Origin of the sequence: Salmonella sp. HY31 (assembly GCF_042604575.1) — a bacterium.
GTDB classification, from domain to species: Bacteria; Pseudomonadota; Gammaproteobacteria; order Enterobacterales; family Enterobacteriaceae; genus Salmonella; species Salmonella diarizonae.
Map to the genome: position 1 here is coordinate 1,596,568 of NZ_CP170479.1, position 24,343 is coordinate 1,620,910.

Annotated in this window: 24 protein-coding genes and 2 pseudogenes; 15 read left to right on the forward strand and 11 right to left on the reverse strand. The window is 52.6% G+C overall.

Features of this window, described 5'->3' with window-relative positions; genetic code table 11:
* Positions 1-20: 20 nt before the first annotated feature.
* Together ACE15A_RS07370 and ACE15A_RS07375 are read left to right on the forward strand one after the other, a co-directional pair.
* Positions 21-1,388 carry an L-serine ammonia-lyase gene (locus ACE15A_RS07370; protein ID WP_053510460.1) on the forward strand — a complete coding sequence of 456 codons (1,368 nt, stop codon included), beginning with the start codon at positions 21-23 and terminating at the stop codon, positions 1,386-1,388.
* Positions 1,389-1,392: 4 nt separating this feature from the next.
* Positions 1,393-1,782 (forward strand): helix-turn-helix transcriptional regulator, encoded by a 390-nt coding sequence (locus tag ACE15A_RS07375; protein WP_023248330.1) that lies wholly within the window; start codon positions 1,393-1,395, stop codon positions 1,780-1,782.
* Here ACE15A_RS07375 and fghA read toward each other — a convergent pair.
* The gene (fghA, locus tag ACE15A_RS07380; RefSeq protein WP_053510447.1) at positions 1,771-2,628 is read right to left on the reverse strand and encodes an S-formylglutathione hydrolase; all 858 of its coding nucleotides are present in this window, start codon (positions 2,626-2,628) and stop codon (positions 1,771-1,773) included. The genes ACE15A_RS07375 and fghA overlap by 12 nt on opposite strands.
* 328 nt (positions 2,629-2,956) lie before the next feature.
* Here fghA and folE point away from each other — a divergent pair, with 328 nt between their 5' ends.
* The 6 genes from folE (at position 2,957) to mglC (ending at position 9,924) form a co-directional block, all read left to right on the forward strand.
* Entirely contained in the window at positions 2,957-3,625 is a 669-nt protein-coding gene (gene folE, locus ACE15A_RS07385; protein ID WP_023248328.1) for a GTP cyclohydrolase I FolE, read from the forward strand.
* A gap of 14 nt (positions 3,626-3,639) precedes the next feature.
* Positions 3,640-4,782 (forward strand): DUF418 domain-containing protein YeiB, encoded by a 1,143-nt coding sequence (gene yeiB, locus ACE15A_RS07390; RefSeq protein ID WP_023248327.1) that lies wholly within the window; start codon positions 3,640-3,642, stop codon positions 4,780-4,782.
* Between the two features lie 149 nt (positions 4,783-4,931).
* Positions 4,932-5,954, forward strand: a complete 1,023-nt coding sequence (gene galS, locus ACE15A_RS07395) for an HTH-type transcriptional regulator GalS (RefSeq protein ID WP_023248326.1) — start codon at positions 4,932-4,934, stop codon at positions 5,952-5,954.
* Between the two features lie 291 nt (positions 5,955-6,245).
* Complete coding sequence (gene mglB, locus ACE15A_RS07400; protein WP_023248325.1) at positions 6,246-7,244, forward strand: galactose/glucose ABC transporter substrate-binding protein MglB; 999 nt, start codon at positions 6,246-6,248, stop codon at positions 7,242-7,244.
* A gap of 133 nt (positions 7,245-7,377) precedes the next feature.
* Positions 7,378-8,898, forward strand: coding sequence for a galactose/methyl galactoside ABC transporter ATP-binding protein MglA (mglA, locus tag ACE15A_RS07405; protein ID WP_023248324.1), 1,521 nt, complete (start codon positions 7,378-7,380; stop codon positions 8,896-8,898).
* A 15-nt stretch (positions 8,899-8,913) separates the two neighbouring features.
* Complete coding sequence (gene mglC, locus ACE15A_RS07410) at positions 8,914-9,924, forward strand: galactose/methyl galactoside ABC transporter permease MglC (protein WP_023248323.1); 1,011 nt, start codon at positions 8,914-8,916, stop codon at positions 9,922-9,924.
* Positions 9,925-9,990: 66 nt separating this feature from the next.
* On the opposite strand, the gene preA is transcribed toward mglC, so the two are convergent.
* From preA to ACE15A_RS07450, 8 genes and pseudogenes are all read right to left on the reverse strand, one after another.
* The gene (gene preA, locus ACE15A_RS07415; protein ID WP_023248322.1) at positions 9,991-11,226 is read right to left on the reverse strand and encodes an NAD-dependent dihydropyrimidine dehydrogenase subunit PreA; all 1,236 of its coding nucleotides are present in this window, start codon (positions 11,224-11,226) and stop codon (positions 9,991-9,993) included.
* On the reverse strand, positions 11,220-12,461 hold the full coding sequence (locus tag ACE15A_RS07420; protein ID WP_064055880.1) for an NAD(P)-dependent oxidoreductase: 1,242 nt from the start codon (positions 12,459-12,461) through the stop codon (positions 11,220-11,222). Before ACE15A_RS07420 ends, preA begins: the two co-directional genes overlap by 7 nt.
* A gap of 204 nt (positions 12,462-12,665) precedes the next feature.
* Positions 12,666-12,911 (reverse strand): DUF2542 family protein, encoded by a 246-nt coding sequence (locus ACE15A_RS07425; protein WP_072156800.1) that lies wholly within the window; start codon positions 12,909-12,911, stop codon positions 12,666-12,668.
* The gene (gene sanA / locus ACE15A_RS07430; RefSeq protein WP_023248319.1) at positions 12,908-13,627 is read right to left on the reverse strand and encodes an outer membrane permeability protein SanA; all 720 of its coding nucleotides are present in this window, start codon (positions 13,625-13,627) and stop codon (positions 12,908-12,910) included. The genes ACE15A_RS07425 and sanA overlap by 4 nt, the downstream gene beginning before the upstream one ends.
* A gap of 179 nt (positions 13,628-13,806) precedes the next feature.
* A complete protein-coding gene (gene cdd, locus ACE15A_RS07435; protein WP_023248318.1) occupies positions 13,807-14,691 on the reverse strand; it encodes a cytidine deaminase in 885 nt (294 codons plus the stop codon).
* Between the two features lie 153 nt (positions 14,692-14,844).
* A complete protein-coding gene (locus ACE15A_RS07440; protein WP_023248317.1) occupies positions 14,845-15,540 on the reverse strand; it encodes a CidB/LrgB family autolysis modulator in 696 nt (231 codons plus the stop codon).
* Positions 15,537-15,935: a CidA/LrgA family protein gene (locus ACE15A_RS07445; protein WP_023248316.1), complete on the reverse strand. Its 399-nt coding sequence runs from the start codon at positions 15,933-15,935 to the stop codon at positions 15,537-15,539. The genes ACE15A_RS07440 and ACE15A_RS07445 overlap by 4 nt, the downstream gene beginning before the upstream one ends.
* A 131-nt stretch (positions 15,936-16,066) precedes the next feature.
* Positions 16,067-16,614: pseudogene (locus tag ACE15A_RS07450) on the reverse strand (LysR substrate-binding domain-containing protein); the annotation flags it as partial.
* Positions 16,615-16,616: 2 nt separating this feature from the next.
* Between ACE15A_RS07450 and ACE15A_RS07455 the strand changes: the two are divergent.
* The 5 genes and pseudogenes from ACE15A_RS07455 to dusC all read left to right on the forward strand — a co-directional run.
* A pseudogene (locus tag ACE15A_RS07455) lies at positions 16,617-17,252 on the forward strand (gentisate 1,2-dioxygenase); the annotation flags it as partial.
* 15 nt (positions 17,253-17,267) lie between these two features.
* On the forward strand, positions 17,268-17,969 hold the full coding sequence (locus tag ACE15A_RS07460) for a fumarylacetoacetate hydrolase family protein (protein WP_226302788.1): 702 nt from the start codon (positions 17,268-17,270) through the stop codon (positions 17,967-17,969).
* 8 nt (positions 17,970-17,977) lie between these two features.
* Entirely contained in the window at positions 17,978-18,622 is a 645-nt protein-coding gene (gene maiA / locus ACE15A_RS07465; protein WP_053510441.1) for a maleylacetoacetate isomerase, read from the forward strand.
* Positions 18,623-18,636: 14 nt separating this feature from the next.
* Positions 18,637-19,830: a 3-hydroxybenzoate 6-monooxygenase gene (locus ACE15A_RS07470; RefSeq protein WP_064055881.1), complete on the forward strand. Its 1,194-nt coding sequence runs from the start codon at positions 18,637-18,639 to the stop codon at positions 19,828-19,830.
* Positions 19,831-19,939: 109 nt separating this feature from the next.
* Positions 19,940-20,878 carry a tRNA dihydrouridine(16) synthase DusC gene (dusC, locus tag ACE15A_RS07475; RefSeq protein ID WP_053510439.1) on the forward strand — a complete coding sequence of 313 codons (939 nt, stop codon included), beginning with the start codon at positions 19,940-19,942 and terminating at the stop codon, positions 20,876-20,878.
* A 57-nt stretch (positions 20,879-20,935) separates the two neighbouring features.
* Here dusC and yohP read toward each other — a convergent pair whose 3' ends face one another.
* Positions 20,936-21,019, reverse strand: coding sequence for a small membrane protein YohP (yohP, locus tag ACE15A_RS07480; protein ID WP_000698460.1), 84 nt, complete (start codon positions 21,017-21,019; stop codon positions 20,936-20,938).
* A 317-nt stretch (positions 21,020-21,336) separates the two neighbouring features.
* Here yohP and mdtQ point away from each other — a divergent pair, with 317 nt between their 5' ends.
* Both mdtQ and ACE15A_RS07490 read left to right on the forward strand, forming a co-directional pair.
* Positions 21,337-22,773, forward strand: a complete 1,437-nt coding sequence (gene mdtQ, locus ACE15A_RS07485; protein WP_053510437.1) for a multidrug resistance outer membrane protein MdtQ — start codon at positions 21,337-21,339, stop codon at positions 22,771-22,773.
* 65 nt (positions 22,774-22,838) lie between these two features.
* Complete coding sequence (locus ACE15A_RS07490; protein ID WP_023248307.1) at positions 22,839-23,600, forward strand: SDR family oxidoreductase; 762 nt, start codon at positions 22,839-22,841, stop codon at positions 23,598-23,600.
* A 47-nt stretch (positions 23,601-23,647) separates the two neighbouring features.
* On the opposite strand, the gene ACE15A_RS07495 is transcribed toward ACE15A_RS07490, so the two are convergent.
* On the reverse strand, positions 23,648-24,217 hold the full coding sequence (locus ACE15A_RS07495; protein WP_023248306.1) for a DedA family protein: 570 nt from the start codon (positions 24,215-24,217) through the stop codon (positions 23,648-23,650).
* Between the last annotated feature and the right edge of the window lie 126 nt (positions 24,218-24,343).

Genomic DNA, 24,343 nt, shown 5'->3' on the forward strand with positions numbered 1-24,343 from the left:
CTGAAAGGATTGATATAACGATGGAGAGTTGCCTTGATATATTCAAAATAGTAATAGGTCCATCCAGCTCACGTACCGTAGGGCCGATGCGCGCCGCCTGGCTCTTTATTTCATTGCTCAGAGAACAAGAGACGTTGCCGCTAATTCGGGAAATTGAAATCGAGCTGTATGGCGCTTTATCGCTAAGCCGCAAGTGTCACAATGTGGATACCGCCCTTTATCTTGGGCTGTTGGGCTATCAGCCGGAGAATGTCGATCTCCGTTCGCATATGTCGGTGATTAAGCGTGCGGAAAATGAAAATAAAATCGAACTCCCGCTCTCCGACGCGGGCGAAACTACGATAAAAGTAAAGATTATCGCCAATCATCAGGCGCACCCAGGGCATCCTTATGCCATGACGTTTCGCGCCAGGGATGATTATTTCACGGTGTATGAAGAGACCTGGTTTTCGATAGGCGCCGGGCAGGTTCGCAAACATGGCGAGCCGCTGACGCCATCGCTTCCTTTGCGTACAGTGTCGCCCTTTGAATTTAGTCATGCCGCCCAGTTGCTGGCGCTGTGTCGGCGTAATGGCCTGTCTGTGGCGGCGCTGATGATGAAAAATGAGCTGTGCCGCCACTCGCCACAGACGTTGCAAAATTATCTGGCGCAGATATGGGACGTGATGCAGCAGGCGGTTTATCGCGGGTTACATACTGAGGGGGTGTTACCCGGCCCATATCAGGTGCCGCGGCGCGCCTGCGCGTTACATAAAACGTTACAGGCCAACCGTTCCGCCAGTGATTTTTTAACCGCTCTGAACTGGGTCAATGCCTTCGCGATTGCGGTAAGCGAAGAAAATGCCAGCGGCGGACAGATTGTTACCGCGCCAACTAATGGCGCATGCGGCATCATTCCGGCGGCGCTCTGCTGGTATGATAAATTTGTCACGCCGCTGGATCTCGGTGCGCTGACCCGTTTTTTCCTGACCGCCGCCGCTATCGCGATGTTGTTTAAACAAAACGCCTCTATTCTGGGATCTGAAGTCGGCTGTCAGGGGGAAATCGGCGTGGCGTGCTCAATGGCGGCGGCGGGCCTGGCTGAACTGATGGGCGCATCCGTGGAGCAAACGCTGAGTGCCGCTGAAATTGCCATGGAACATCATCTGGGATTGACCTGCGATCCGCTGGGTGGGCAGGTACAAATTCCCTGCATAGAGAGAAATGCCATCTCTGCCGTGAAAGCGATAAACGCGGCGACGATGGCGATGAGCCGCGTAAGCGAACCCTGTATTTCGCTCGATGAGATCATTGCTGCGATGTACGAGACCGGTAAAGACATGAGCGCTAAATACCGTGAAACGTATCATGGTTCGCTGGGGAAAATTCAGCCGCGCAAGAGAGGGTAACAGAGTGAAATACAATACGATGAATAACGATGAGATTATCCTGTCGTTGTGCGCCCGCTTAAAGGAGACGCGTCTGTCTCTTTCGATGACCCAGCAGCAGCTTGCCGATTGCGCGCAAGTTGGCATCGCTACCATCAAGCGTATCGAGAAAGGGGGAGGGCTGAATCTTGATACGTTAATTTCTCTCCTGCGGGCTCTGGATAAGTTGCATAATCTTGATGCGGTGCTGTTTGAATCCGAGCTGCGTAATTTTCACGAAAGTTATGAAGGCGGAGAGGGCAGCGGCCGCCTTCAGGTACGCCAGCAGGCCGCGGATTTAAATAATAAATCTTCCGCGCCGCAGTCGGAGGAGGTGAATTACAGCGCGGCGCTGGAAAATTCATTATGTTGGTGACGCCTCACGCTCGCCTCGCAAATACCGGGCATGAAAGCGCAGATGGTCTTCGATAAAGGACGCAATAAAATAATAGCTATGATCGTAGCCGGGCTGAATTCGTAGCGTCATCGGCCAGGCGGTTTGTCGCGCGGCTTCCGCCAGCACGGCGGGCTGAAGCTGGTCGGCAAGGAATTGATCGCTGTCGCCCTGATCGATGAGCACAGGAATGGCGTCCTGCGGCTGGCTGGTCAGCATTAATTCACAGCTATCCCACTGAATCCAGGCTGATTCATCTTCGCCGAGATAGGCGGTAAACGCTTTGATTCCCCACGGCACGCGGCTGGGGTTGACGATAGGCGCAAATGCAGAGACGCTGGAGTATTTGCCCGGATTTTTCAGCGCCATGATCAACGCGCCATGACCGCCCATCGAGTGCCCGCTGATGGCGCAACGGTCGCTGACGTTAAACTGGGTCTGGATAAGCGCCGGAAGCTCATCGCGCAGGTAATCATACATGCGATAATGGCTGGCCCAGGGCGGCTGCGTGGCATTGAGATAAAACCCGGCGCCGTGGCCTAAATCGTATCCGCTATCGTTGGCGATCTGTTCGCCGCGTGGACTGGTATCCGGCATCACCAATACGATGCCCAGTTCTGCTGCGATACGCTGCGCGCCTGCTTTGGTGGCGAAATTCTCATCATTGCAGGTTAACCCGGACAACCAGTACAGCACCGGAGGCGGTTCATTATCCTGAGTCGGCGGAAGAAAAATACTGAATGTCATGGCGCAGTTTAGCGTGGCGGCATGATGACGCCAGCGCTGCTGCCAGCCGCCAAAACATCGGTGCTCTTCGAGCATTTCCATGCGGGGCTCCTTTTATAGTGAACCTGATAAGGTATGCAGATTCTTCATAATACAGATTATTCACCGCGTTGTGAGTAACTTTCACTTCCGTAATACATAAACATGCTTCATCATTTAAATAACGTTGCGTTAACAAATATGCCCTTTGCCCTGCCATCATTCTCGCGCCGGAAAAGATGTCATGAAAGGCAGCGACAATTTCAACAATTATGGGCGTGAATACTGGATTATGTGCGCTACCTCACGCACAATAATCACGTTGTCACAATATTGACAAACTTTGCCCCACGCAGGGCAAAGGCGCCACACCTGCAGGAGAACACGATTAATGCCATCACTCAGTAAAGAAGCGGCCCTGGTTCATGAAGCGCTAGTTGCCCGGGGGCTGGAAACGCCGTTGCGCCCGCCTATGGATGAATTAGATAATGAAACGCGAAAAAGCCTTATTGCAGGGCATATGACTGAGATTATGCTGTTGCTAAATCTCGATTTGAGCGATGACAGTCTGATGGAAACGCCGCATCGTATCGCTAAGATGTACGTTGATGAGATTTTCGCCGGTCTCGACTATGCCAATTTCCCGAAAATTACCCTCATTGAAAATAAAATGAAGGTAGATGAAATGGTCACCGTCCGCGATATCACGCTGACCAGCACCTGTGAACATCACTTTGTAACCATTGACGGCAAAGCGACCGTCGCGTATATCCCCAAAGATTCTGTGATCGGCCTGTCTAAAATTAACCGTATCGTGCAATTCTTCGCCCAACGTCCGCAGGTTCAGGAACGTTTAACCCAGCAAATTCTGACGGCGCTGCAAACCTTGCTCGGCACCAATAATGTAGCGGTATCGATTGATGCGGTGCATTACTGCGTGAAAGCGCGCGGTATTCGTGACGCAACCAGCGCCACAACGACGACTTCGCTGGGCGGATTATTTAAGTCCAGCCAGAATACGCGCCAGGAGTTCCTGCGCGCCGTTCGCCATCATCACTGATTAAGGCGGAGACGATGGAGCGTAATGTCACGCTGGATTTTGTACGTGGCGTCGCCATCCTCGGTATCCTGCTTCTTAACATCAGCGCCTTTGGATTGCCAAAGGCGGCTTATCTTAACCCTGCCTGGTACGGCTCGATTATTGCCGAAGACGCCTGGTCCTGGGCGATTCTCGATATTGTGGCGCAGGCTAAGTTTCTTACGCTATTCGCGTTGTTGTTTGGCGCGGGGTTACAAATGCTGCTTCCGCGTGGTACACAGTGGATTCAGTCGCGCTTAACGCTATTGGTACTGTTAGGTTTTATCCATGCGTTATTCTTTTGGGACGGCGATATTCTGCTGGCCTACGGTCTGGTCGGGTTAATCTGCTGGCGGCTGGTACGTGACGCGCCTTCGGTAAAAAGCCTGTTTAATACCGGCGTACTCCTTTATCTGGTCGGGATTGGCGTGCTGCTGCTGCTGGGCGTAGTATCGAGTAGCGAAACCAGTCGCGCCTGGACGCCGGATGCTTCCGCAATATTGTATGAAAAATACTGGAAGCTGAACGGCGGCATGGAGGCTATCAGCAACCGGGCGGAGATGTTGTCGAATAATTTACTGGCGCTCGGCGCGCAGTATGGCTGGCAACTGGCGGGTATGATGCTGCTGGGCGCCGCGCTAATGCGTAGCGGCTGGCTGAAAGGTCAGTACAGTCTGCGGCACTATCGCCGTACCGGGGGGCTGCTGGTGGCGTTAGGGCTAATGATCAACCTTCCTGCGGTCATTTTACAATGGCGGCTGGATTGGGCGTACCGCTGGTGCGCCTTCTTATTGCAGGCGCCGCGCGAACTGAGCGCGCCGTTGCAAACGCTGGGCTATGCCGCGCTGATGTTTGGCTTCTGGCCGCAGCTTAGCCGATGCAGACTGACGCTTGCCATTGCCTGCGTGGGGCGAATGGCGCTGACCAATTATCTGCTGCAGACGATCATCTGTACCACGCTGTTTTATCAGTTTGGCTTATTTATGAAATTCAATCGGCTGGAACTCTTGTTCTTTGTCGTTCCGGTATGGGCAATAAACCTTCTCTTTTCCGTCATCTGGCTACGTTTCTGGCGACAGGGACCGGTCGAGTGGTTATGGCGCCAACTCACGTTGCGCGCGTCAGGATCATCCAGATAACGATCTGGATCACATTCATTAACAAAATGGTTGTAACCGTTTCCATCCCTGTGATGTTTCTCACGCAGTCCTGTGCAGGGTGCTGACAAAATAGCCGCCTGCTAACGGGGCATTTGTGAGTATTTTTGAACTCAAACAGGGCAGTGAATATGATCACCATTCGTGATGTAGCGCGCCAGGCTGGCGTGTCTGTAGCGACCGTTTCTCGCGTACTGAATAACAGCGCGTTGGTCAGTCCCGACACCCGTGACGCCGTCATGCAGGCTGTCACGCTATTGGGATATCGGCCAAATGCGAATGCGCAAGCGCTGGCCACGCAGGTGAGCGACACCATCGGCGTCGTGGTCATGGATGTTTCCGATGCCTTTTTCGGCGCGCTGGTGAAAGCCGTGGATCTGGTCGCGCAGCAGCACCAGAAATATGTTCTCATTGGCAACAGTTATCATGAGGCGGAAAAAGAGCGACATGCTATTGAAGTCTTGATCCGCCAGCGTTGTAACGCATTGATTGTTCACTCAAAAGCCTTAACCGATCGCGAGCTGGGCGACTTTATGGATCAGATCCCCGGCATGGTGCTGATTAACCGTATCGTGCCGGGTTATGCGCATCGTTGTGTCTGTCTTGACAATGTGAGCGGCGCCAGAATGGCGACCCGCATGTTGCTGAATAATGGACATCAGCGCATCGGCTACCTTGCCTCCAGCCACCGTATTGAAGATGACGCGATGCGCAGAGAAGGGTGGTTAAACGCGCTGCAAGAACAGGGGATTTCTGCGTCGGAGAGCTGGATTGGCATCGGCACCCCGGATATGCAGGGCGGCGAGTCGGCAATGGTTGAGTTGTTGGGACGCAATCTGCAACTGACGGCGGTATTTGCTTATAACGATAACATGGCCGCGGGCGCGCTGACGGCGTTAAAAGATAATGGCATCGCCATTCCCTTGCATCTGTCTATCATCGGTTTCGATGATATCCCTATCGCTCGTTATACCGATCCTCAGTTGACTACCGTGCGCTATCCTATTGCTTCTATGGCGAAAATCGCGACCGAACTGGCGTTACAGGGCGCCGCAGGCACGCTGGATATTACGGCGACGCATTGCTTCATGCCGACGCTGGTGCGGCGCCATTCGGTGGCGTTGCGACAGAATGCGGTGCTGATCACTAACTGATTACGCACCGCATATAACCGTTTTCAATCTGTGAGTAAATTCACAGTTTATTAACATTGCGATAGCTATGATGACAACGTTTGTCGCACTGTAACTGATATGTAACAGTTGGTAATCAGTTTTGCAGGGGTATTTCGCTTATAAAAACCGTTATCACCCTATCCCGCGACTACCGGCCACAAAATAAAGAGTTGAATAAATACGCTTCGGCGTTCAGTAACACGACGTTAACATGCTGAGCAGCCGGGCATTTTTTTACGCTATACCCTACATAATAAAACCGGAGCTACCATGAATAAGAAGGTATTGACCCTTTCTGCCGTGATGGCAAGTCTGTTATTCGGTGCGCACGCGCACGCGGCTGATACTCGTATTGGCGTGACGATTTATAAATATGACGATAACTTTATGTCCGTCGTGCGTAAGGCTATTGAAAAAGATGGCAAATCCGCGCCGGATGTTCAGTTACTGATGAATGACTCGCAAAACGATCAGTCCAAACAGAATGATCAAATTGACGTTTTGTTGGCGAAAGGGGTTAAAGCGCTGGCGATTAACCTGGTAGACCCGGCTGCCGCTGGTACGGTGATTGAAAAAGCGCGCGGGCAAAATGTGCCGGTGGTGTTCTTTAACAAAGAGCCTTCCCGCAAAGCGCTGGACAGCTATGACAAGGCGTATTATGTCGGGACTGACTCTAAAGAATCCGGTGTGATTCAGGGCGACTTGATTGCCAAACACTGGCAGGCTAATCAGGGTTGGGATCTGAATAAAGACGGTAAAATTCAGTATGTCCTGCTGAAAGGCGAGCCGGGGCATCCGGATGCGGAAGCCCGTACGACGTATGTGGTGAAAGAGTTAAATGATAAAGGTATTCAGACCGAGCAACTGGCGTTAGACACCGCCATGTGGGATACCGCGCAGGCAAAAGATAAGATGGATGCCTGGCTGTCTGGCCCGAACGCTAACAAGATTGAAGTGGTTATCGCTAATAACGATGCGATGGCGATGGGCGCGGTAGAGGCGCTGAAAGCGCATAATAAATCGTCGATTCCGGTCTTTGGCGTCGATGCGTTACCGGAAGCTCTGGCGCTGGTGAAATCGGGCGCGATGGCCGGTACGGTACTGAATGACGCCAACAATCAGGCGAAAGCGACATTCGATCTGGCGAAAAACCTCGCAGAAGGCAAGAGCGCGGCTGACGGCACCAACTGGAAGATTGAGAACAAAATTGTGCGCGTGCCTTATGTTGGCGTGGACAAAGACAATCTGAGCGAATTTACCCAGAAATAAGTTTCCCGTCTGTGGGCGCAATTTCGTTGCGCCCTGAAACTGTGGAAGGGTGACGCGCCGTAGACCGGATAAAGTATTTCTTCTGACATCCGGCACGGATAGTCATAATTAAAAAGGCCGACAGGGTATCATTATGGTCAGCACGATTTCTCCGTCGTCGGGTGAATATTTGTTGGAAATGCGTGGCATTAACAAATCATTTCCCGGCGTGAAAGCGCTTGATAATGTCAACTTAAACGTTCGTCCGCACTCTATTCATGCATTAATGGGCGAAAACGGCGCAGGCAAATCAACATTATTAAAATGTCTTTTTGGTATTTACCAAAAAGATTCCGGCAGCATTGTATTTCAGGGAAAAGAAGTGGATTTCCATTCCGCGAAAGAAGCGCTGGAGAATGGGATTTCTATGGTACACCAGGAGTTAAACCTGGTATTGCAACGTTCGGTCATGGATAACATGTGGCTGGGGCGTTATCCTACCAAAGGTATGTTTGTCGACCAGGATAAAATGTACCAGGATACCAAAGCGATATTTGATGAACTGGATATCGATATTGACCCGCGCGCGCGCGTGGGAACGTTATCCGTTTCGCAAATGCAGATGATCGAAATTGCGAAGGCGTTTTCCTATAACGCTAAGATCGTTATTATGGATGAACCGACCTCATCGTTAACTGAGAAAGAGGTTAATCATCTGTTCACCATTATTCGCAAGCTGAAAGAACGCGGCTGCGGTATTGTTTATATCTCGCATAAAATGGAAGAAATTTTCCAATTGTGCGATGAAATTACCATCCTGCGCGACGGTCAGTGGATTGCCACCCAGCCGCTGGAAGGGCTGGATATGGATAAGATCATTGCGATGATGGTCGGACGTTCCCTGAACCAGCGTTTTCCGGATAAAGAAAATAAGCCGGGCGACGTGATTCTGGAGGTGCGTAACCTGACCTCGCTGCGCCAGCCTTCCATTCGTGATGTCTCCTTTGATTTGCATAAGGGCGAAATTCTGGGCATTGCCGGTCTGGTTGGGGCAAAGCGTACCGATATCGTCGAAACGCTGTTCGGCATTCGTGAGAAGTCGTCCGGGACAATCACTTTACATGGCAAGAAAATTAACAATCACACTGCGAACGAAGCGATTAACCACGGTTTTGCGCTGGTGACGGAAGAGCGTCGTTCCACCGGGATTTACGCCTATCTGGATATCGGATTTAACTCGTTAATTTCGAATATCCGTAATTATAAAAATAAAGTGGGGTTACTGGATAATTCCCGCATGAAAAGCGATACCCAATGGGTCATTGATTCCATGCGGGTAAAAACGCCGGGGCATCGTACGCAAATTGGTTCGCTTTCCGGCGGTAATCAGCAAAAGGTGATCATTGGTCGCTGGCTATTAACGCAGCCGGAAATATTAATGCTCGACGAACCGACTCGTGGTATTGATGTCGGCGCAAAATTTGAAATTTATCAGCTTATGGCTGAGCTGGCGAAAAAAGGCAAGGGAATCATCATTATCTCTTCTGAAATGCCGGAGCTATTAGGCATTACCGATCGTATCCTGGTGATGAGCAATGGTCTCGTTTCCGGCATTGTCGATACTAAAACAACAACGCAAAACGAAATTTTGCGTCTTGCTTCTTTGCACCTTTAAGATCAGGGGCTCCTTATGAGTGCGTTAAATAAGAAAAGCTTTCTTACCTGGCTGAAAGAGGGCGGAATTTACGTCGTTCTTTTAGTGTTGCTGGCGATTATTATTTTCCAGGACCCGACTTTTTTAAGTTTGCTGAATTTAAGTAATATTCTGACGCAATCTTCGGTACGTATCATTATCGCGCTGGGCGTGGCGGGATTAATCGTCACCCAGGGGACAGACCTGTCGGCGGGGCGTCAGGTAGGGCTGGCGGCGGTGGTGGCGGCAACATTACTGCAATCGATGGAAAACGCTAATAAAGTGTTTCCGGAAATGGCGACCATGCCGATTGCTGTGGTCATCCTGATTGTCTGCGCGATTGGTGCGGTGATTGGCCTTGTGAACGGCATCATTATTGCTTACCTGAATGTGACACCGTTTATTACCACGCTTGGCACGATGATTATCGTTTACGGGATCAACTCCCTTTACTATGACTTTGTTGGCGCTTCGCCCATTTCCGGCTTTGACAGCGGTTTTTCCACCTTTGCGCAGGGCTTTGTGGCGATGGGTAGCTTCCGGCTCTCATATATCACTTTTTACGCCCTGATTGCGGTAGCGTTTGTCTGGGTCCTGTGGAATAAGACCCGCTTTGGTAAAAACATTTTTGCTATTGGCGGCAACCCGGAGGCGGCGAAAGTTTCCGGGGTAAACGTGGCGCTGAACCTGCTGATGATTTATGCGCTCTCCGGTGTGTTTTATGCCTTCGGCGGCTTACTGGAAGCTGGGCGTATTGGTTCTGCCACTAACAACCTCGGCTTTATGTATGAGCTGGATGCGATTGCCGCGTGCGTCGTCGGCGGCGTATCGTTTAGCGGCGGGGTGGGTACGGTCTTCGGCGTGGTAACCGGCGTCATTATCTTTACCGTCATCAACTATGGCCTGACCTATATCGGGGTAAACCCGTACTGGCAGTACATTATCAAAGGCGGCATTATCATTTTCGCCGTGGCGTTGGACTCGCTGAAATACGCGCGTAAGAAGTAGTTATCCAGGCGTATTGCTTTGCTTACCCGGCGCAGCGAGGCTTCGCGCCGGGCTTCACACCATGAGCTACAGAGTTAACGCGTGTTCTTTTTCGCCTTTTTTAAATTTGACCTCGCCTAAATCAATACAGGCGACCGGGCAGACATGACCGCACAGCAGACAACCGACGCATTTTTCCGTATTACAATGCGGCGTGCGGCTGTGTTCATCCCACTCCATCGCCTGATGACCGCCGTCATAGCAAGAGATATAGCAACGTCCGCAGCCGACGCATTTCTCCTGATTAATCTGCGGATAGACGATATAGCTGCGATCCAGGTCTTCCGCCGGGATAATATTGCTATTCGCCAGCCCGATCATCTCCTGTAATGAGGCAAACCCCTGATCGGCCAGATAATGGCTGAGGCCGCTCGCCATATCTTCTACAATGCGGTAACCGTATTGCATAATGCCTGTCGTTACCTGTAGGGTCGCCGCGCCCAGCAGCAGAAATTCGGCAGCGTCCTCCCAGGTCTCAATGCCGCCGATACCGCTAATCGGGAAATCGCGCAGTTCAGGGTGCATCCGCAACTGCTGGATAAAACGCAGCGCAATGGGTTTCACCGCTTTCCCTGAATAACCGGAGATGCTGGATTTACCGTTAACCACCGGCATCCCGATTTTGCGGTTCAGGTCAATGTTAGTAATGGATTTCACGGTGTTGATGGTGGCGATACCGTCGGCTCCGCCGCGTTTGGCGGCCAGCGCGACTTCGCACATATCGCCAATATTCGGCGTCATTTTCGCCAGCATTGGCAAAGATGAACCGCGTTTTACGGCGCGGCAGTATTTTTCAACCAGTTCGGGACTTTGTCCTACATCGCTTCCCATGGCGTGCGAGGTCATCTGCGGACAAGAGAAGTTACACTCAATCATATCCGCGCCGGCTTCTTCAACCAGACGCGCCAGTTCCTGCCACTGCTGCTCATTTTCCCCCATGATGGAAGCAATCAGCACCTTATCCGGGTAATCCTGTTTTAGCCGTCGAATGGCGGCCAGATTCTCTTCCAGCGGATGCTCAGCGATTTGTTCCATGTTTTTGAAACCAATAAAACCGGTATCTTCTTTGGTCAGGTGATCAAAACGTGGAGAGACTTCGTTAGCAATAAAAAAACCAATGGTTTTAAAAACGATCCCGCCCCAGCCGGTATCATAGGCTTTGGCGCACATCTCATAACAGTTGCCTACCGGAGAAGAAGAGAGACAAAACGGATTGGGAAACTTAACGCCGCAAAAGGTAACAGACAAATCTTTTGTTAACATGAGCAGGCCTCCTCTAAATAATGATGAATAGCCTGAGCGGCTTCTTTTCCGGTTTTTACCGCATAAACGACGGTCTTATCGCCCTTAATAATATCGCCAGCGGCAAAGAGCGCCGGGGCGGCGGTTTGATAATCGTGAGTGTCGATAATATTATGCTGCGCTTTTATCTCCGCAAAGGTATCCAGTCGCGCGTGCTGCCCCACGGCCAGAATAATACGTTCCGCTTCCAGCGTCAGTTCTCCTGAATGGCGTACATGGTGGAAGGTCACTTTATTTCCGCTGACGGCGACAGGCGTAAAACCATCAATAATCGATACGCCTAATGCCTGCGTGCTGGTAAATTCTTTTTCGCTGGCGGGAAATTGGGCTAATTCTTCCCGCGCCACGCAGGTGACGGAAGGACAGCCGAGAATTTTTAACGTACTGGCGACATCCATCGCTACGTCGCCGCCGCCAATAATTAATGCGCTACGCGGAACGCTAATATCGCCGTCGGCCTGACGGGCGCGCTGTAAAAAATCAACGGCAATCTCTACGTGATTGGCTTGCTCAAATAACGGTAAATCAGAACCACAGGACATCCCGACGGTCATCAGCACGGCGCGATATTCGGCTTTGAGTTGCGCAAGCGATAGCGACTCGCCCACCTCACAATTACATTTAATATTGACGCCCATTTCTACAATGCGGGCAATTTCCTGATCGAGAACGCTTTGCGGCAGACGAAATGCCGGGATGCCGTGACGCAGCCATCCGCCGGGCTGCGGCTGTTTTTCGTAAATGGTGACGTCATAGCCTAAATGCGTGAGCGTCACGCTTGCCTGCAAACCTGCCGGACCCGCGCCAATAATCGCGACTTTCCCGCGTGTTTTACTCCCGGGCTGATAAATCTGCATGGCAGTCTGCTGTTCAAAATCGGTAATAAAACGTTGCAGGCGTGCAATATCAATAGGTTTATCTATTCCGGAACGTGTACATCCGCGCTGGCATAATTTTTCCGTCGGACAGACTCTGGCGCAGACAGCGCCAAGCGCGTTATTTTCCCGGATAGTTTCCGCTGCGCCTTTAAAATTGCGAAAGTAAATAGAACGAATAAATTTCCCTGGATCGGTTTGCGCCGGGCAAGCCTGACTACAGGGCGCATCGTGACATAATAAACAACGTGAAGCCTCTTTTATTGCCAGTAATGGCGTAAAACCAGGCGTGAGTTCATCCAGATAATTTTGTTGCGGCATATAATCTTCCTTAATGCTTGAATAAATTAAGGCGAAACGCAAATAACGCGTTTTAATGATCTAAAATCTACCGCCAGCCTAAGCATTGAAAGAAGGGTATTCTGTGAAAGAATTCACAAAAAAATGAAACCAGAATGCAAAACAGCATTTGTTCCTTATATCATAATAATAACCATTCTCAATTTTAAAGGGATAATAAATAGATTAACGATAAAAAAGAAGATAAATAATCATTCCAGTAAATAAAAAACCGCATCCGGTATAAAGAAAAAGATAAGACCAATATTGTACGGGATCGGCATGGCGATAGACATAAACCGGTTCTCGCGTATTTTTGACAATTTTATCTACCGCGCCGGTTCGCCAGCCTTTCCAGGCCTCACGGAAGCAAAAAAGCGGGAGTAGCAGAAAGGCTAATGCGACAAATATCGTCTGTACATCCATGATCATTTCCCTTTTTTCTTTTCCAGTTCAAGCAATTGTTCCGGTGTAACTGCCGGATACCCCTGGGCGTCGTCCGGCACCTGATGCTGCGTGGGGATAGGAACCAGCGGGCCTAAAAAACGTGGTTCGCGTTTAAAAATATAGAGATCCGCCAGCGCACTAAAGCGGGCGCCAAATTCGCGCAGGCGTACTGTCAGCATATTTTTGGGTGAAGGTACCGCGTAACACTGCGCCTGAATGCCCATATGCAGCGCAATAAACAAAGCACGTTCGCAGTGGAAGCGCTGAGTGATGATAATAAAGTCGTTAGTATCAAAAACCTTGCGGGTACGCACAATGGAATCAAGCGTACGGAAGCCAGCGTAATCAAGCACGATGTCCGCAGGATCGACGCCCGCCGCGATAAGGTCTTTACGCATGGTCATCGGTTCGTTGTAGCTTTGCAGGGCGTTGTCGCCGCTGAGCAGCAGATAATTGACTTTGCCGCTGTTGTAAGCGTTTAACGCGCCCTGAATACGGTAACGATAGTACTGATTAATCACACCCTTACGATAGTATTTGGCCGTCCCCAGCACCACGCCAACCTGGCGGTAGGGGAGATCCTGCAATTCGTCGTAGATATAGGGCGCGGTTTTCCAGCTCATCCACCGATCGAGGCCAAGCACCGTCAACAGCAGCAAGCCTACCAGGACCAACAGGCTGTAAAACACGCGCTTTAACATGCAGGAAACTCGATACCAGGATGAAAGTGCAATCAGGCTACTGTACCCGAAGACGTAGCGCAAGAAACCGCCGTCTGATTGCGGAGATTTTCAGCATGATTTTCCCTGGGTCTGGTGGTAGGAGGAGGGAAGAGTCAGGCCGGATAAGACGCCAGCGCGCCGCTATCCGGCACGTTAACTTAGCCGAGAAGCACGCGGTCAATTTTATGGCAACCTAATGCTTTCAGCGTTGCGGCGGTGGCATCCCATTGAATTAATGCCGCGTCGCCTTTTTCCGCCAGAATCGCACGCTGAATATCTGCATAGTCGTAGCCATTGAGACTCAGCAGGTTTAGCGCGCCTTGCAGCGGGGGAAGCGTAGGGTTAAAGGCAGCGTTTTCCGCATAGCTGCCGGTGAAAATACGGCCATCTTTACATTCCAGCGCCACGCCGCTCGGTGAGTGGCTATAAGGCATATGGCTCTTATTGGCTGCCGTAATCGCCGCTTGCGTTAGCGTATCGCCCGTTAACGCAAAGCCATGATCCTGCTCGTCCATCAGCAGCGTTTTGATCTCCAGATCTTTTGGCCCGAAAGCGTCAGGCAGATAATCGCGTAGCGTATGCGGCGCGCGGCCCGGCAGATGAATGCGCAGATCCAGACCGCTGTTTAGCTCGTTCATAAACTGGCGACAGTGGCCGCAAGGCGTGTAGTTAACGGTGACGGCGGCGAGCCCTTTTTCGCCGCGTAGCCAGGCGTGGCTAATCGCGCTTTGTTCAGCATGCACAGTTTGTTGCATGGTGGCACCCAGGAACTCCATATTCGCGCCGAAATACCAGTTGCCGCTGACGCCGCGCGCAATCGCGCCGACGTTAAAATGGGACAAATCGGTACGGGCGCAGGCCGCCGCCAAAGGTAACAGTGCGAAAGCCAGCGCGTCTTCGTCCAGCCCCGTCGCATTTTTAAGCGTCGAGACCTGCTCTGCGGTCAGCATGGCGGGAAAATGGTGGTCCGCCAGGATAGGGGCCAGCGCTGATTGCAAATTATCCGCAAGCTGGGCAAAAGCAGTTTGAAAACGTGGATGCATGGCGTTGCCTCATAACAATGTAATGGAACCGTAGTTTACGGGCCTGTTATGTCTGAATATGTGATCTAAATCTCATTGCTTATGCAACTTGTGAAACTTAAATGAAAAATGCGCGACGCATCGCAAATTTTAACCCAGTCTTTTGTCCCGTCGTTAGCGCATTACCGCCAGAATGAGCGGAAACAAAAACGGTGCTGCCAGCGAGGTAATAATGCCGCAGATTACCAGCGCCAGGGAGCTAAACGCGCCTTCCTGGTAATCCAGCTCGGCGCAGCGCGCGGTACCAAGCGCATGCGAGGCGGTACCCATCGCCAGCCCGCGCGCGGCTTTAGTACGGATGTGCATCGCGTTTAACAGCGTGTGACCAAATACCGCGCCCAGAATACCGACAAAAATCACGCATACCGCGCTGATCGCGGGGATGCCGCCGATGCTGCCACCCACCGCCATCGCGATAGGTGTAGTAACGGATTTAGGTAGCACCGATGCCGCGATTTCAGGCGTTGCACCCATCAGCAACGCGACGGATGTCCCGGTAATCATCGCTACCATGCTACCGAGAAAACAGATACTAATAATGGATTTCCAGCGCGCGCGAATCTGGTGCAACTGTTCATAAAGGGGATAGGCCAGCGCTACCACCGCCGGTTGCAGCAGATCATTAAGTACTTCGCTGCCTTTGAAGTAGTGATCGTAGGGAATACCGGTCAGCAACAGAAAAGGAATAATAACTACCATTGCCACCAGCAACGGGTTCAGCAACGGCATTTTAAAATGCGCCGCCAGTCTGCGAGCGGCGAAAAATACCGCCAGCGTCAGCGGTAACGACCACCAGATATATGCCATCATTTTTTCGATCCTTTCTGCCCAACCACTTTACGTTCACCGTGTATCAGGTGTGAGCTCCAGCTCACGACCACAAAAACGACCAGCGTACTGATAGCGCAAGAGACCACCACCGGGCCGAATTGCGCGCGCAGTAAATCAAAATATTGCATGACCCCGACGCCAATCGGCACAAACAGCAGCGCCATATAACGAATTAGCACATAACAGCCGGGGTTAACCCATTTTGCCGGCAGAATTTGCAGCGCCAGCAAAACAAACAGAATTAACATCCCGATAATGCTGCCGGGAATAGTGATAGGAAGCAGCGATGCAAGGAAAATGCCTGCGTACAGACAGGCATAAATCAATACAAAAGCGCGTATATATTGCCAGATAATATTCAGTGACTTACTCATGTTTAAAGCCCTTGATGAGATAGATTCATCATACAATTAAACGTTAAAACGTGCTACCGATCACATCATGAATTCTTAGCATAGTGGGTATAGACAGCAGGAACATTGGGCAATACTCCTGGTCGGCGGCGTTAAACCTGGGCTAAAAAATATAAAAAGCGACTCAGGGCCAAAGAGGGCGTCTCATTCTTACGCCAGAACATCCCTACGCTGCCTTTTTGCTCAATTTTTGGCAAGTTTAAAATCGCCAGTTGCCCCTGGCTGGCATAGCGTTGCGCCAGCCGTAAAGAAAGAATAGAGATCATATCGCTGCTTTGCAGCAAATTGGTGCTGACGTTCATTGACGCCGATTCAATGGTGTTTTCCGGGAGCATTACGCCGTTATCGACGAGGGCGTTATCAATACTGATGCGAATAGGGGTGCCGGTTGGCCAGACTATCCACCGCCAGTGCGCCAGTGCGCCAGTGCGCTCCAGGCGATCTGTGCTCGCGCGACCAGCGGATGGTGCGGACGCGCCACAAAGCAGACCGGCTCGGTATAAAGTACCTGATAATTAAGCGGCAGTTGCAGGGCGCGTCCGCCTACACGGCCTACCACCACATCCACCTGGCCGACAAGCAGATCGTGCAGCAGCGGCGTCATTACTTTCTCTTCAATATTCAGATGCAGGGTCGGCATCGCATAGCGGCGATTTTATCCTGACGCCGCAGTGGCGCTGGCACGATCATGGTAATCCGGGGTCAGATCCGGTGATATGGCTGGATGGTCTGGATCTGCCGTTAGTCAACCTTTTGGGCTGTGGTTTTGCGGAAGACTATCCCGAAGATCAGCAGCCGGTGACGCGAAAAGAGGGCGATTATCTGCCGTGCTATGCGGCGAATATGCTGCCGCTGCGCCACCAGCGCGGGAACTCGTCGCCGATTTTCAACTACCGCTACGACCGCAGTCGCGAGGCGCTGCACGATCTGATCCGTATGGGCGATCCTGATGAGTGGGAAGGTTACAAGCTACGTTACGTTAATCCCGTTACCGGCGGTTATCCGATGCCGTCGATGGGCGCGTTCTTGCAACTGTTGCCAAAAGGCTTTGCCTCGCATGTGGCGCGGAGCACCGACAGCACTATCTACCACGTCGTTGAAGGGGCAGGGCAAGTCACTATCGGCAACGAAACCTTTCATTTTTCCGCAAAAGACATTTTTGTGGCGCCAACCTGGCATGAGGTGTCGTTTCGCAGCAGCGAAGACACGGTGTTATTCAGCTTTTCGGACAAGCCGGCTCAGGAAGCCCTGGGGCTGTTCCGTGAAGCACGTTATTAATTAGGGAGAGAGAACATGACCAAATATGTATTCCAGCCGCAGGCGCCGGTGACTGTACCGGTAGCGGGCAGTGATGAGCAGTTTCCGGTACGTCGCGTTTACTGCGTGGGTCGCAACTATGCCGCCTATGCCCGCGAAATGGGCTTTGATCCCGATCGCGAACCGCCGTTCTTCTTTTGTAAACCGGCGGACGCTGTCGTCCCGGTAGCGGCGGGAAACACCCTGGAACTGCCGTATCCGGCGCAGACCGATAACTACCATTATGAAATTGAGCTGGTGGTGGCGATTGGTAAAAAGGGGAGCGATATTCCGCTGGAAAAAGCCCATGAATATGTCTGGGGATACGCCACCGGTCTGGACATGACGCGTCGCGATCGTCAGATGGAAATGCGCCAGATGGGACGCCCGTGGGAAATTGGTAAAGCGTTCGATCTCTCCGCGCCTGTTGCGCCATTACACAAAGCCGCTGAAACGCATAATGTGGATAATGCCCCTATTTGGCTACAGGTTAACGGCGAGGACCATCAGCGCAGCGATATTCGCCATCTGATTTGGTCGGTGAATGAAACCATCAGCTATTTATCCGGCTTCTTTGAATTGCAGCCAGGCGATTTGATTTTCACCGGTACGCCAGAGGGGGGGGGCGCGGTGGTGAAAGGGGATGTCATCACCGGGAACGTGAAAGGTCTGACGCCCATTGTTGTGAAAATTGTTTGAGGTGAACGATGAAGCTGTACAGTTTCTTTAATAGTTTGGCGTCTTATCGCGTACGTATTGCGCTGGCGTTAAAGGGGATCGATTACCAGACGGTGGGCGTCAATATTCGTATCGGTCAGCAGAATGCGCTGGCCTACCGACGGATGAACCCGGTAGGCCTGGTGCCGACGCTGGTCACTGATGACGGCGAATCGTTGGGGCAATCGCTGGCCATCGTCGACTGGCTGGACCGACATTTTCCGCAAACGCCGCTGCTGCCGACGAGCGATCCGGCGCGCAGCCACGCGCTGGAAATTGTCTACACCATCGCCTGCGATATTCATCCGATTAATAACTTGCGCGTGTTGCGCTACCTGGCCGATGAGATGAAGGTTAGCGAAGAGCAGAAAAAACGCTGGTATGCCCACTGGATACAGCAAGGGTTAAGCGCGGTGGAGCAGCTATTGCGTAAAAGTCAGCCCGGAACATTCTGCGTGGGCGACGCGCCGGGTCTTGCGGACTGCTGCCTGATTCCTCAGTGGGCGAATGCGCTCAGGATGGGCTGTGATTTGTCAGCCTATTCGCGCTGCAAAGCCGTTTATGACGCCTGCGTGCAGCTACCGGCGTTTATTGCCGCCGCGCCGGAAAATCAACAAGATAAAATCCCGGCCTGAAAAGGAGAATGATCATGACTAACGTGACAAGCGCAATTATTGTAGGTGGCGGAATCGGTGGCGCGGCGACCGCGCTGTCGCTGGCGCGCCAGGGAATAAAAGTCATGCTGCTGGAAAAAGCGCACGAAATTGGCGAGATTGGCGCGGGTATTCAGCTTGGGCCGAACGCTTTTTCGGCACTGGATAGTCTCGGTGTGGGCGATGTTGCCCGCCAGCGTGCGGTGTTTACCGATCACATTACTATGATGGATGCCGTGAATGCCGAAGAAGTGGTACGCATTGAAACCGGACAGGCGTTCCGCGACCATTTTGGCGGGCCGTATGCGGTAATTCACCGGGTAGATATTCATGCAACGGTATGGGAAGCGGCGCTGACGCACCCTGGTGTGGAGTATCGTACCTCGACCCATATTGTCGATATCCGCCAGACGCCGGATGATGTTACGGTGTTTGATGAGCAGGGCAATAGCTGGACGGCGGATATTCTCGTGGGCTGCGACGGTGTTAAATCGGTAGTGCGGCAAAGTTTACTCGGCGACGCGCCGCGCGTAACGGGGCATGTAGTCTATCGGGCGGTGATTGATTGCAACGATATGCCGGAAGATTTACGTATTAACGCGCCAGTACTGTGGGCAGGCCCGCATTGTCACCTGGTCCATTATCCGCTGCGCGGAGGTCAACAGTACAATCTGGTGGTGACATTCCACAGCCGCCAGCAAGAAGAGTGGGGCGTGAAAGACGGCAGTAAAGAAGAGGTGCTCTCTTATTTTGCCGGTATTCATCCCCGCCGGCGTCAGATGCTGGATAAGCCGACCTCCTGGCGCCGCTGGTCGACCGCCGATCGTGAGCCGGTCGCGAAATGGGGAACCGAGCGTATTACCCTGGTGGGCGACGCCGCGCATCCGGTGGCGCAATATATGGCCCAGGGCGCCTGTATGGCGCTGGAAGACGCCGTCACGCTGGGCAAAGCGCTGGAACGCTGCGATGGCGACGCGCAGCAGGCATTTGCGCTGTATGAGTCGGTGCGTATTCCCCGCACGGCGCGTATCGTCTGGTCTACCCGAGAGATGGGGCGTCTCTATCACGCCGCCGGGGTGCAGCGTCAGGTGCGTAATCTGTTGTGGAAAGGGAAATCGCAGGAGGCGTTTTATCGCGGTATCGAATGGCTGTACGGCTGGAAAGAAGATAACTGTCTTGAGCCGCGCTGAGCACTTTTACGTGACGTAGCGTGGCGTTTGCGCCGCCATCCGGCAAAAAGTTTTGCTCATCGCAGAGAGGCGTTATGATAGCGCCTCTTTTTTTGCTGTGGATACCGATATGCGGGTTTTACTGGCGCCGATGGAAGGCGTGCTCGACGCGTTAGTGCGCGAGCTGCTGACCGAAGTGAATGATTACGATCTCTGCATCACCGAATTTGTGCGCGTGGTGGATCAGCTTCTGCCGGTAAAAGTGTTTCATCGCATCTGCCCGGAGTTGCTTCACGCCAGCCGCACGCCCTCCGGCACGCCGGTGCGTATTCAGCTTCTGGGCCAGCATCCGCAGTGGCTGGCGGAAAACGCCGCGCGGGCGGCGGCGTTGGGATCGTATGGCGTGGACCTGAACTGCGGCTGTCCGTCAAAAGTGGTGAACGGCAGCGGCGGCGGCGCGACATTGCTCAAAGATCCCGAGCTCATCTATCAGGGCGCGAAAGCGATGCGGGCCGCGGTGCCGTCGCATCTGCCGGTGACGGTAAAGGTGCGCCTCGGTTGGGATAGCGGCGATAGAAAATTTGAAATCGCCGATGCGGTGCAGCAGGCCGGCGCCAGTGAACTGGTGGTGCATGGCCGTACCAAAGCGCAGGGCTACCGCGCCGAGCATATCGACTGGCAGGCGATCGGCGAAATACGCCAGCGTCTGACTATTCCGGTTATCGCTAATGGCGAAATTTGGGACTGGCAGAGCGCGCAGGCATGTATGGCGACCAGCAGCTGTGATGCGGTGATGATTGGCCGCGGGGCGTTAAATATTCCTAACCTGAGCCGGGTGGTGAAGTATAACGAACCGCGTATGCCGTGGCCGGAAGTGGTTGCGTTATTACAAAAATATACCCGACTGGAAAAGCAGGGCGATACCGGTCTGTATCATGTCGCGCGTATTAAACAGTGGCTGGGATATCTACGTAAGGAATATATCGAGGCGACGGAACTCTTTCAGTCGATTCGGGCGTTAAACCGTTCGTCCGAGATTGCGCGGGCGATTCAGGCTATTAAAATCTAATCTTTACAGCGTCCAGAAAGTGTGCCGGGCAGACATTATCGCTCCCCGGCGCAGGCATCAGAAAATCATCTTAAATACGCCCGTTACCACCAACAGCCCAATCAGAAAAATAATTAAGATTGCCCATAGAAGAATTTTCATTGTTTGTCCCTTTATTGGTAAATACAAACAAAGTATAGGAAAGTATTAAGCCATCTGCTGCCTCGTTGGGCGCGGCGACGTTTAACTCATGAAGGCTGCTGGCGCGTATTGCAGTAAAATCGTTCATTTATTAACGGGTTAGTGGGACTTTGCATTGAAATATCATATCAAAAAATGTATCAGATGAAATTATTTGCTAATCATATAAATTTCGAAATATATCTTTTATTGTCTGATGATGTATTGCCACGCGTAACTAAAAAATAGATCGCCGTAAGACGTACTCTCTGCGTACCTTTTTTTATCAGAACACCTCCATGAATCGTAATCCTTTCCTTGCCGCGACAGCGAGCTTGCCGCTTTTTATTTTGCTGGCGGGCTGCGCCCCCATGCATGATACCCGTCAGTCGCTGACCCAGCAAACGCCCTCTTCTCATGTTGATTCCAGCCTGCCGGCGGCGTTGAAAAATGGTTGGCCGGATAGCCAGTGGTGGAAGGCGTATCACGACGCGCAGCTTGACGCGCTGATTGATAATGCCATACAGCATTCGCCGGATATGCAGGTGGCTGAACAGCGTATTCAACTGGCGGAAGCGCAGGCCAAAGCGGTTGAGGCGCAGGACGGTCCGCAACTCGACTTTTCTGCCGACATTGAGCGCCAGCGAATGTCCGCGGAAGGGCTGATGGGGCCATTCGCGATTACCGATCCCGCCGCGGGAACGACCGGGCCGTGGTATACCAACGGCACATTCGGTCTGACGGCGGGCTGGGATCTGGATTTATGGGGGAAAAACCGCGCTGAAGTTACCGCGCGGATCGGGGCGGTCAAAGCGCGCGAAGCGGAGCAGGAACAGACCCGGCAACTGCTGGCAAGCGGTGTGGCGCGACTCTACTGGGAGTGGCAAACGCAGGCGGCGTTGAAAAATATGCTGACGCAAATCGAGCATGAGCAGCAAAACGTGGTGGCGGTAAACCGGGAGTTGTATCAACACGGGATTACCTCTTCCGTCGAGGGGGTTGAAACCGATATCGACGCCAGTAAAACCCAGCAGCAGTTGAATGACGTCAACGGTAAAATGAAGGTCATTGAGGCGCGGCTCAGCGCGTTAACCAATACGCAATCGGCGGCCCTAAAACTGCGTCAGATGAGTCTCCCCGCCGTTGAAAGCCAGCTACCGTCGCAGTTGGGCTATTCGCTGCTGGCGCGTCGAGCGGATTTGCAGGCTGCGCACTGGTATATTGAATCCTCGTTAAGCAGCATTAACGCGGCGAAGGCAGCGTTTTATCCCGATATCAATCTGATGGCTTTTTTACAACAGGATGCGTTACATCTGAGCGATCTGTTCCGCCATTCCGCACAGCAATATGGCATTACCGGCGGGCTGACGCTGCCGATTTTCGACAGCGGCAGGCTGAATGCCAACCTCGATATGACCAAAGCGCAAAGTAACCTTTCTATCGCCAACTACAACAAAGCGGTGGTAGATGCGGTTAATGATGTGGCGCGCACCGCCAGTCAGGTGGAAACGCTGGCGCAGAAAAATCAGCATCAGCAGCAGATTGAGCATGATGCGCAGCGTGTGGTCGGTCTGGCGCAAGCGCGCTTTAATGCCGGCGTTATCGCGGGTTCCCGCGTGAGCGAGGCCAAAATCCCGGCACTGCGCGAGCAGTGTAACGGCTTGTTGTTGCAGGGCCAGTGGCTGGACGCTTCCATTCAGCTTACCAGCGCGCTGGGCGGCGGTTATCATTCCTGATTTTTCCGGATGATTCAGACAGGGTTCCTATACTTAGGCTGTGTATGATTCATCCGGAGAGGAATATGACCAAAGTTGCAATTGTAACGGCATCAGATTCGGGAATTGGCAAAACGTGTGCGTTGTTATTAGCGCAAAACGGTTTTGATATTGGTATCACCTGGCATTCCGATCAACGCGGCGCGCAGGAGACGGCGAAAAAAGCGGCGCAATTTGGCGTGCGGGCAGAGACCATTCATCTTGACCTGAGCCAGTTGCCCGAGGGCGCGCAGGCCATTGAGCATCTTATCCAGCGTCTGGGGCGCGTTGATGTGCTGGTCAATAATGCCGGGGCGATGACCAAATCCGCGTTTATTGATATGCCGTTTACGCAGTGGCGGCAAATTTTTACCGTGGATGTCGACGGCGCGTTTCTCTGTGCGCAGATCGCCGCCCGGCATATGATTAAACAAGGAGAGGGAGGGCGCATTATCAACATCACCTCCGTCCATGAGCATACGCCGCTTCCGGAAGCCAGCGCCTATACCGCGGCGAAACATGCGCTGGGCGGATTGACTAAATCCATGGCGCTGGAACTGATTGAGCATCATATTTTGGTCAACGCCGTCGCGCCAGGCGCTATCGCCACGCCGATGAACGATATGGATGACAGCGACATCGAGCCGGGATCGGAACCTTCGATCCCTATCGCCCGACCGGGCTCTACGCATGAAATAGCCAGCCTCGTCGCCTGGCTGTGTTCGGAAGGCGCAAGCTATACCACCGGTCAGTCGCTGATTGTCGACGGCGGGTTTATGCTGGCGAATCCGCAATTCAACGCAAAATAAACGCCGGGGGCCGGATGGCGGCGTTATGCCATCCGGATACCATCGGTTTAACGGGCCTCTGCTTTGCCGCGTCTTTTCAGCCACCAGCGCACGCCCACTACCAGTACGACGGCCAGAATCAGCCAGACCCCGTGTCTGAGATGCTGATCGAGGTCGTGCAGCCATGGCGCGATCACCTCGCCGCCAAGATATCCCAGCGTGGTAAACAGCAGCGCCCAGACCAGCGCGCCTACAATATTCAGCGGCAGAAAAATTTTAGGCGGCAGGCGGCTGGCGCCAATCAGCAGCGGGCCAACCACCCGAAATCCATACATAAAACGCGTGCCGATCACAAACAGATACGGATGGCGTTGGATCATTTTCTGCGCGTGACCAATCTTAGTATGATAACGGGGGAAACGACGCAGGATCTTCCCGCCATAGCATCGTCCCAACAGGTAAAGTAGCTGATCGCCCATCATCCCTCCCAGCGCGACAGCCACCACCACCAGCGGAAACTTGAGCAGCCCCTGATGCGCCGCGACGCCTCCCAACAGGGTAACGGTTTCACCTTCGGCCATACTGCCGATAACCAGCGCCGCATAGCCATAATGCGTAATAAGCGTGTTGATATCCATGCGTAAACCACCTCCGGCATTAAGCATACACCCTGGCAAGAGGTGTGCGCGGCAAAGCCGACGTTTTGCCGGAGACTATTTCTTTATTGTTCATAAAATAACCAGAAACTGAATTATACTTGAACA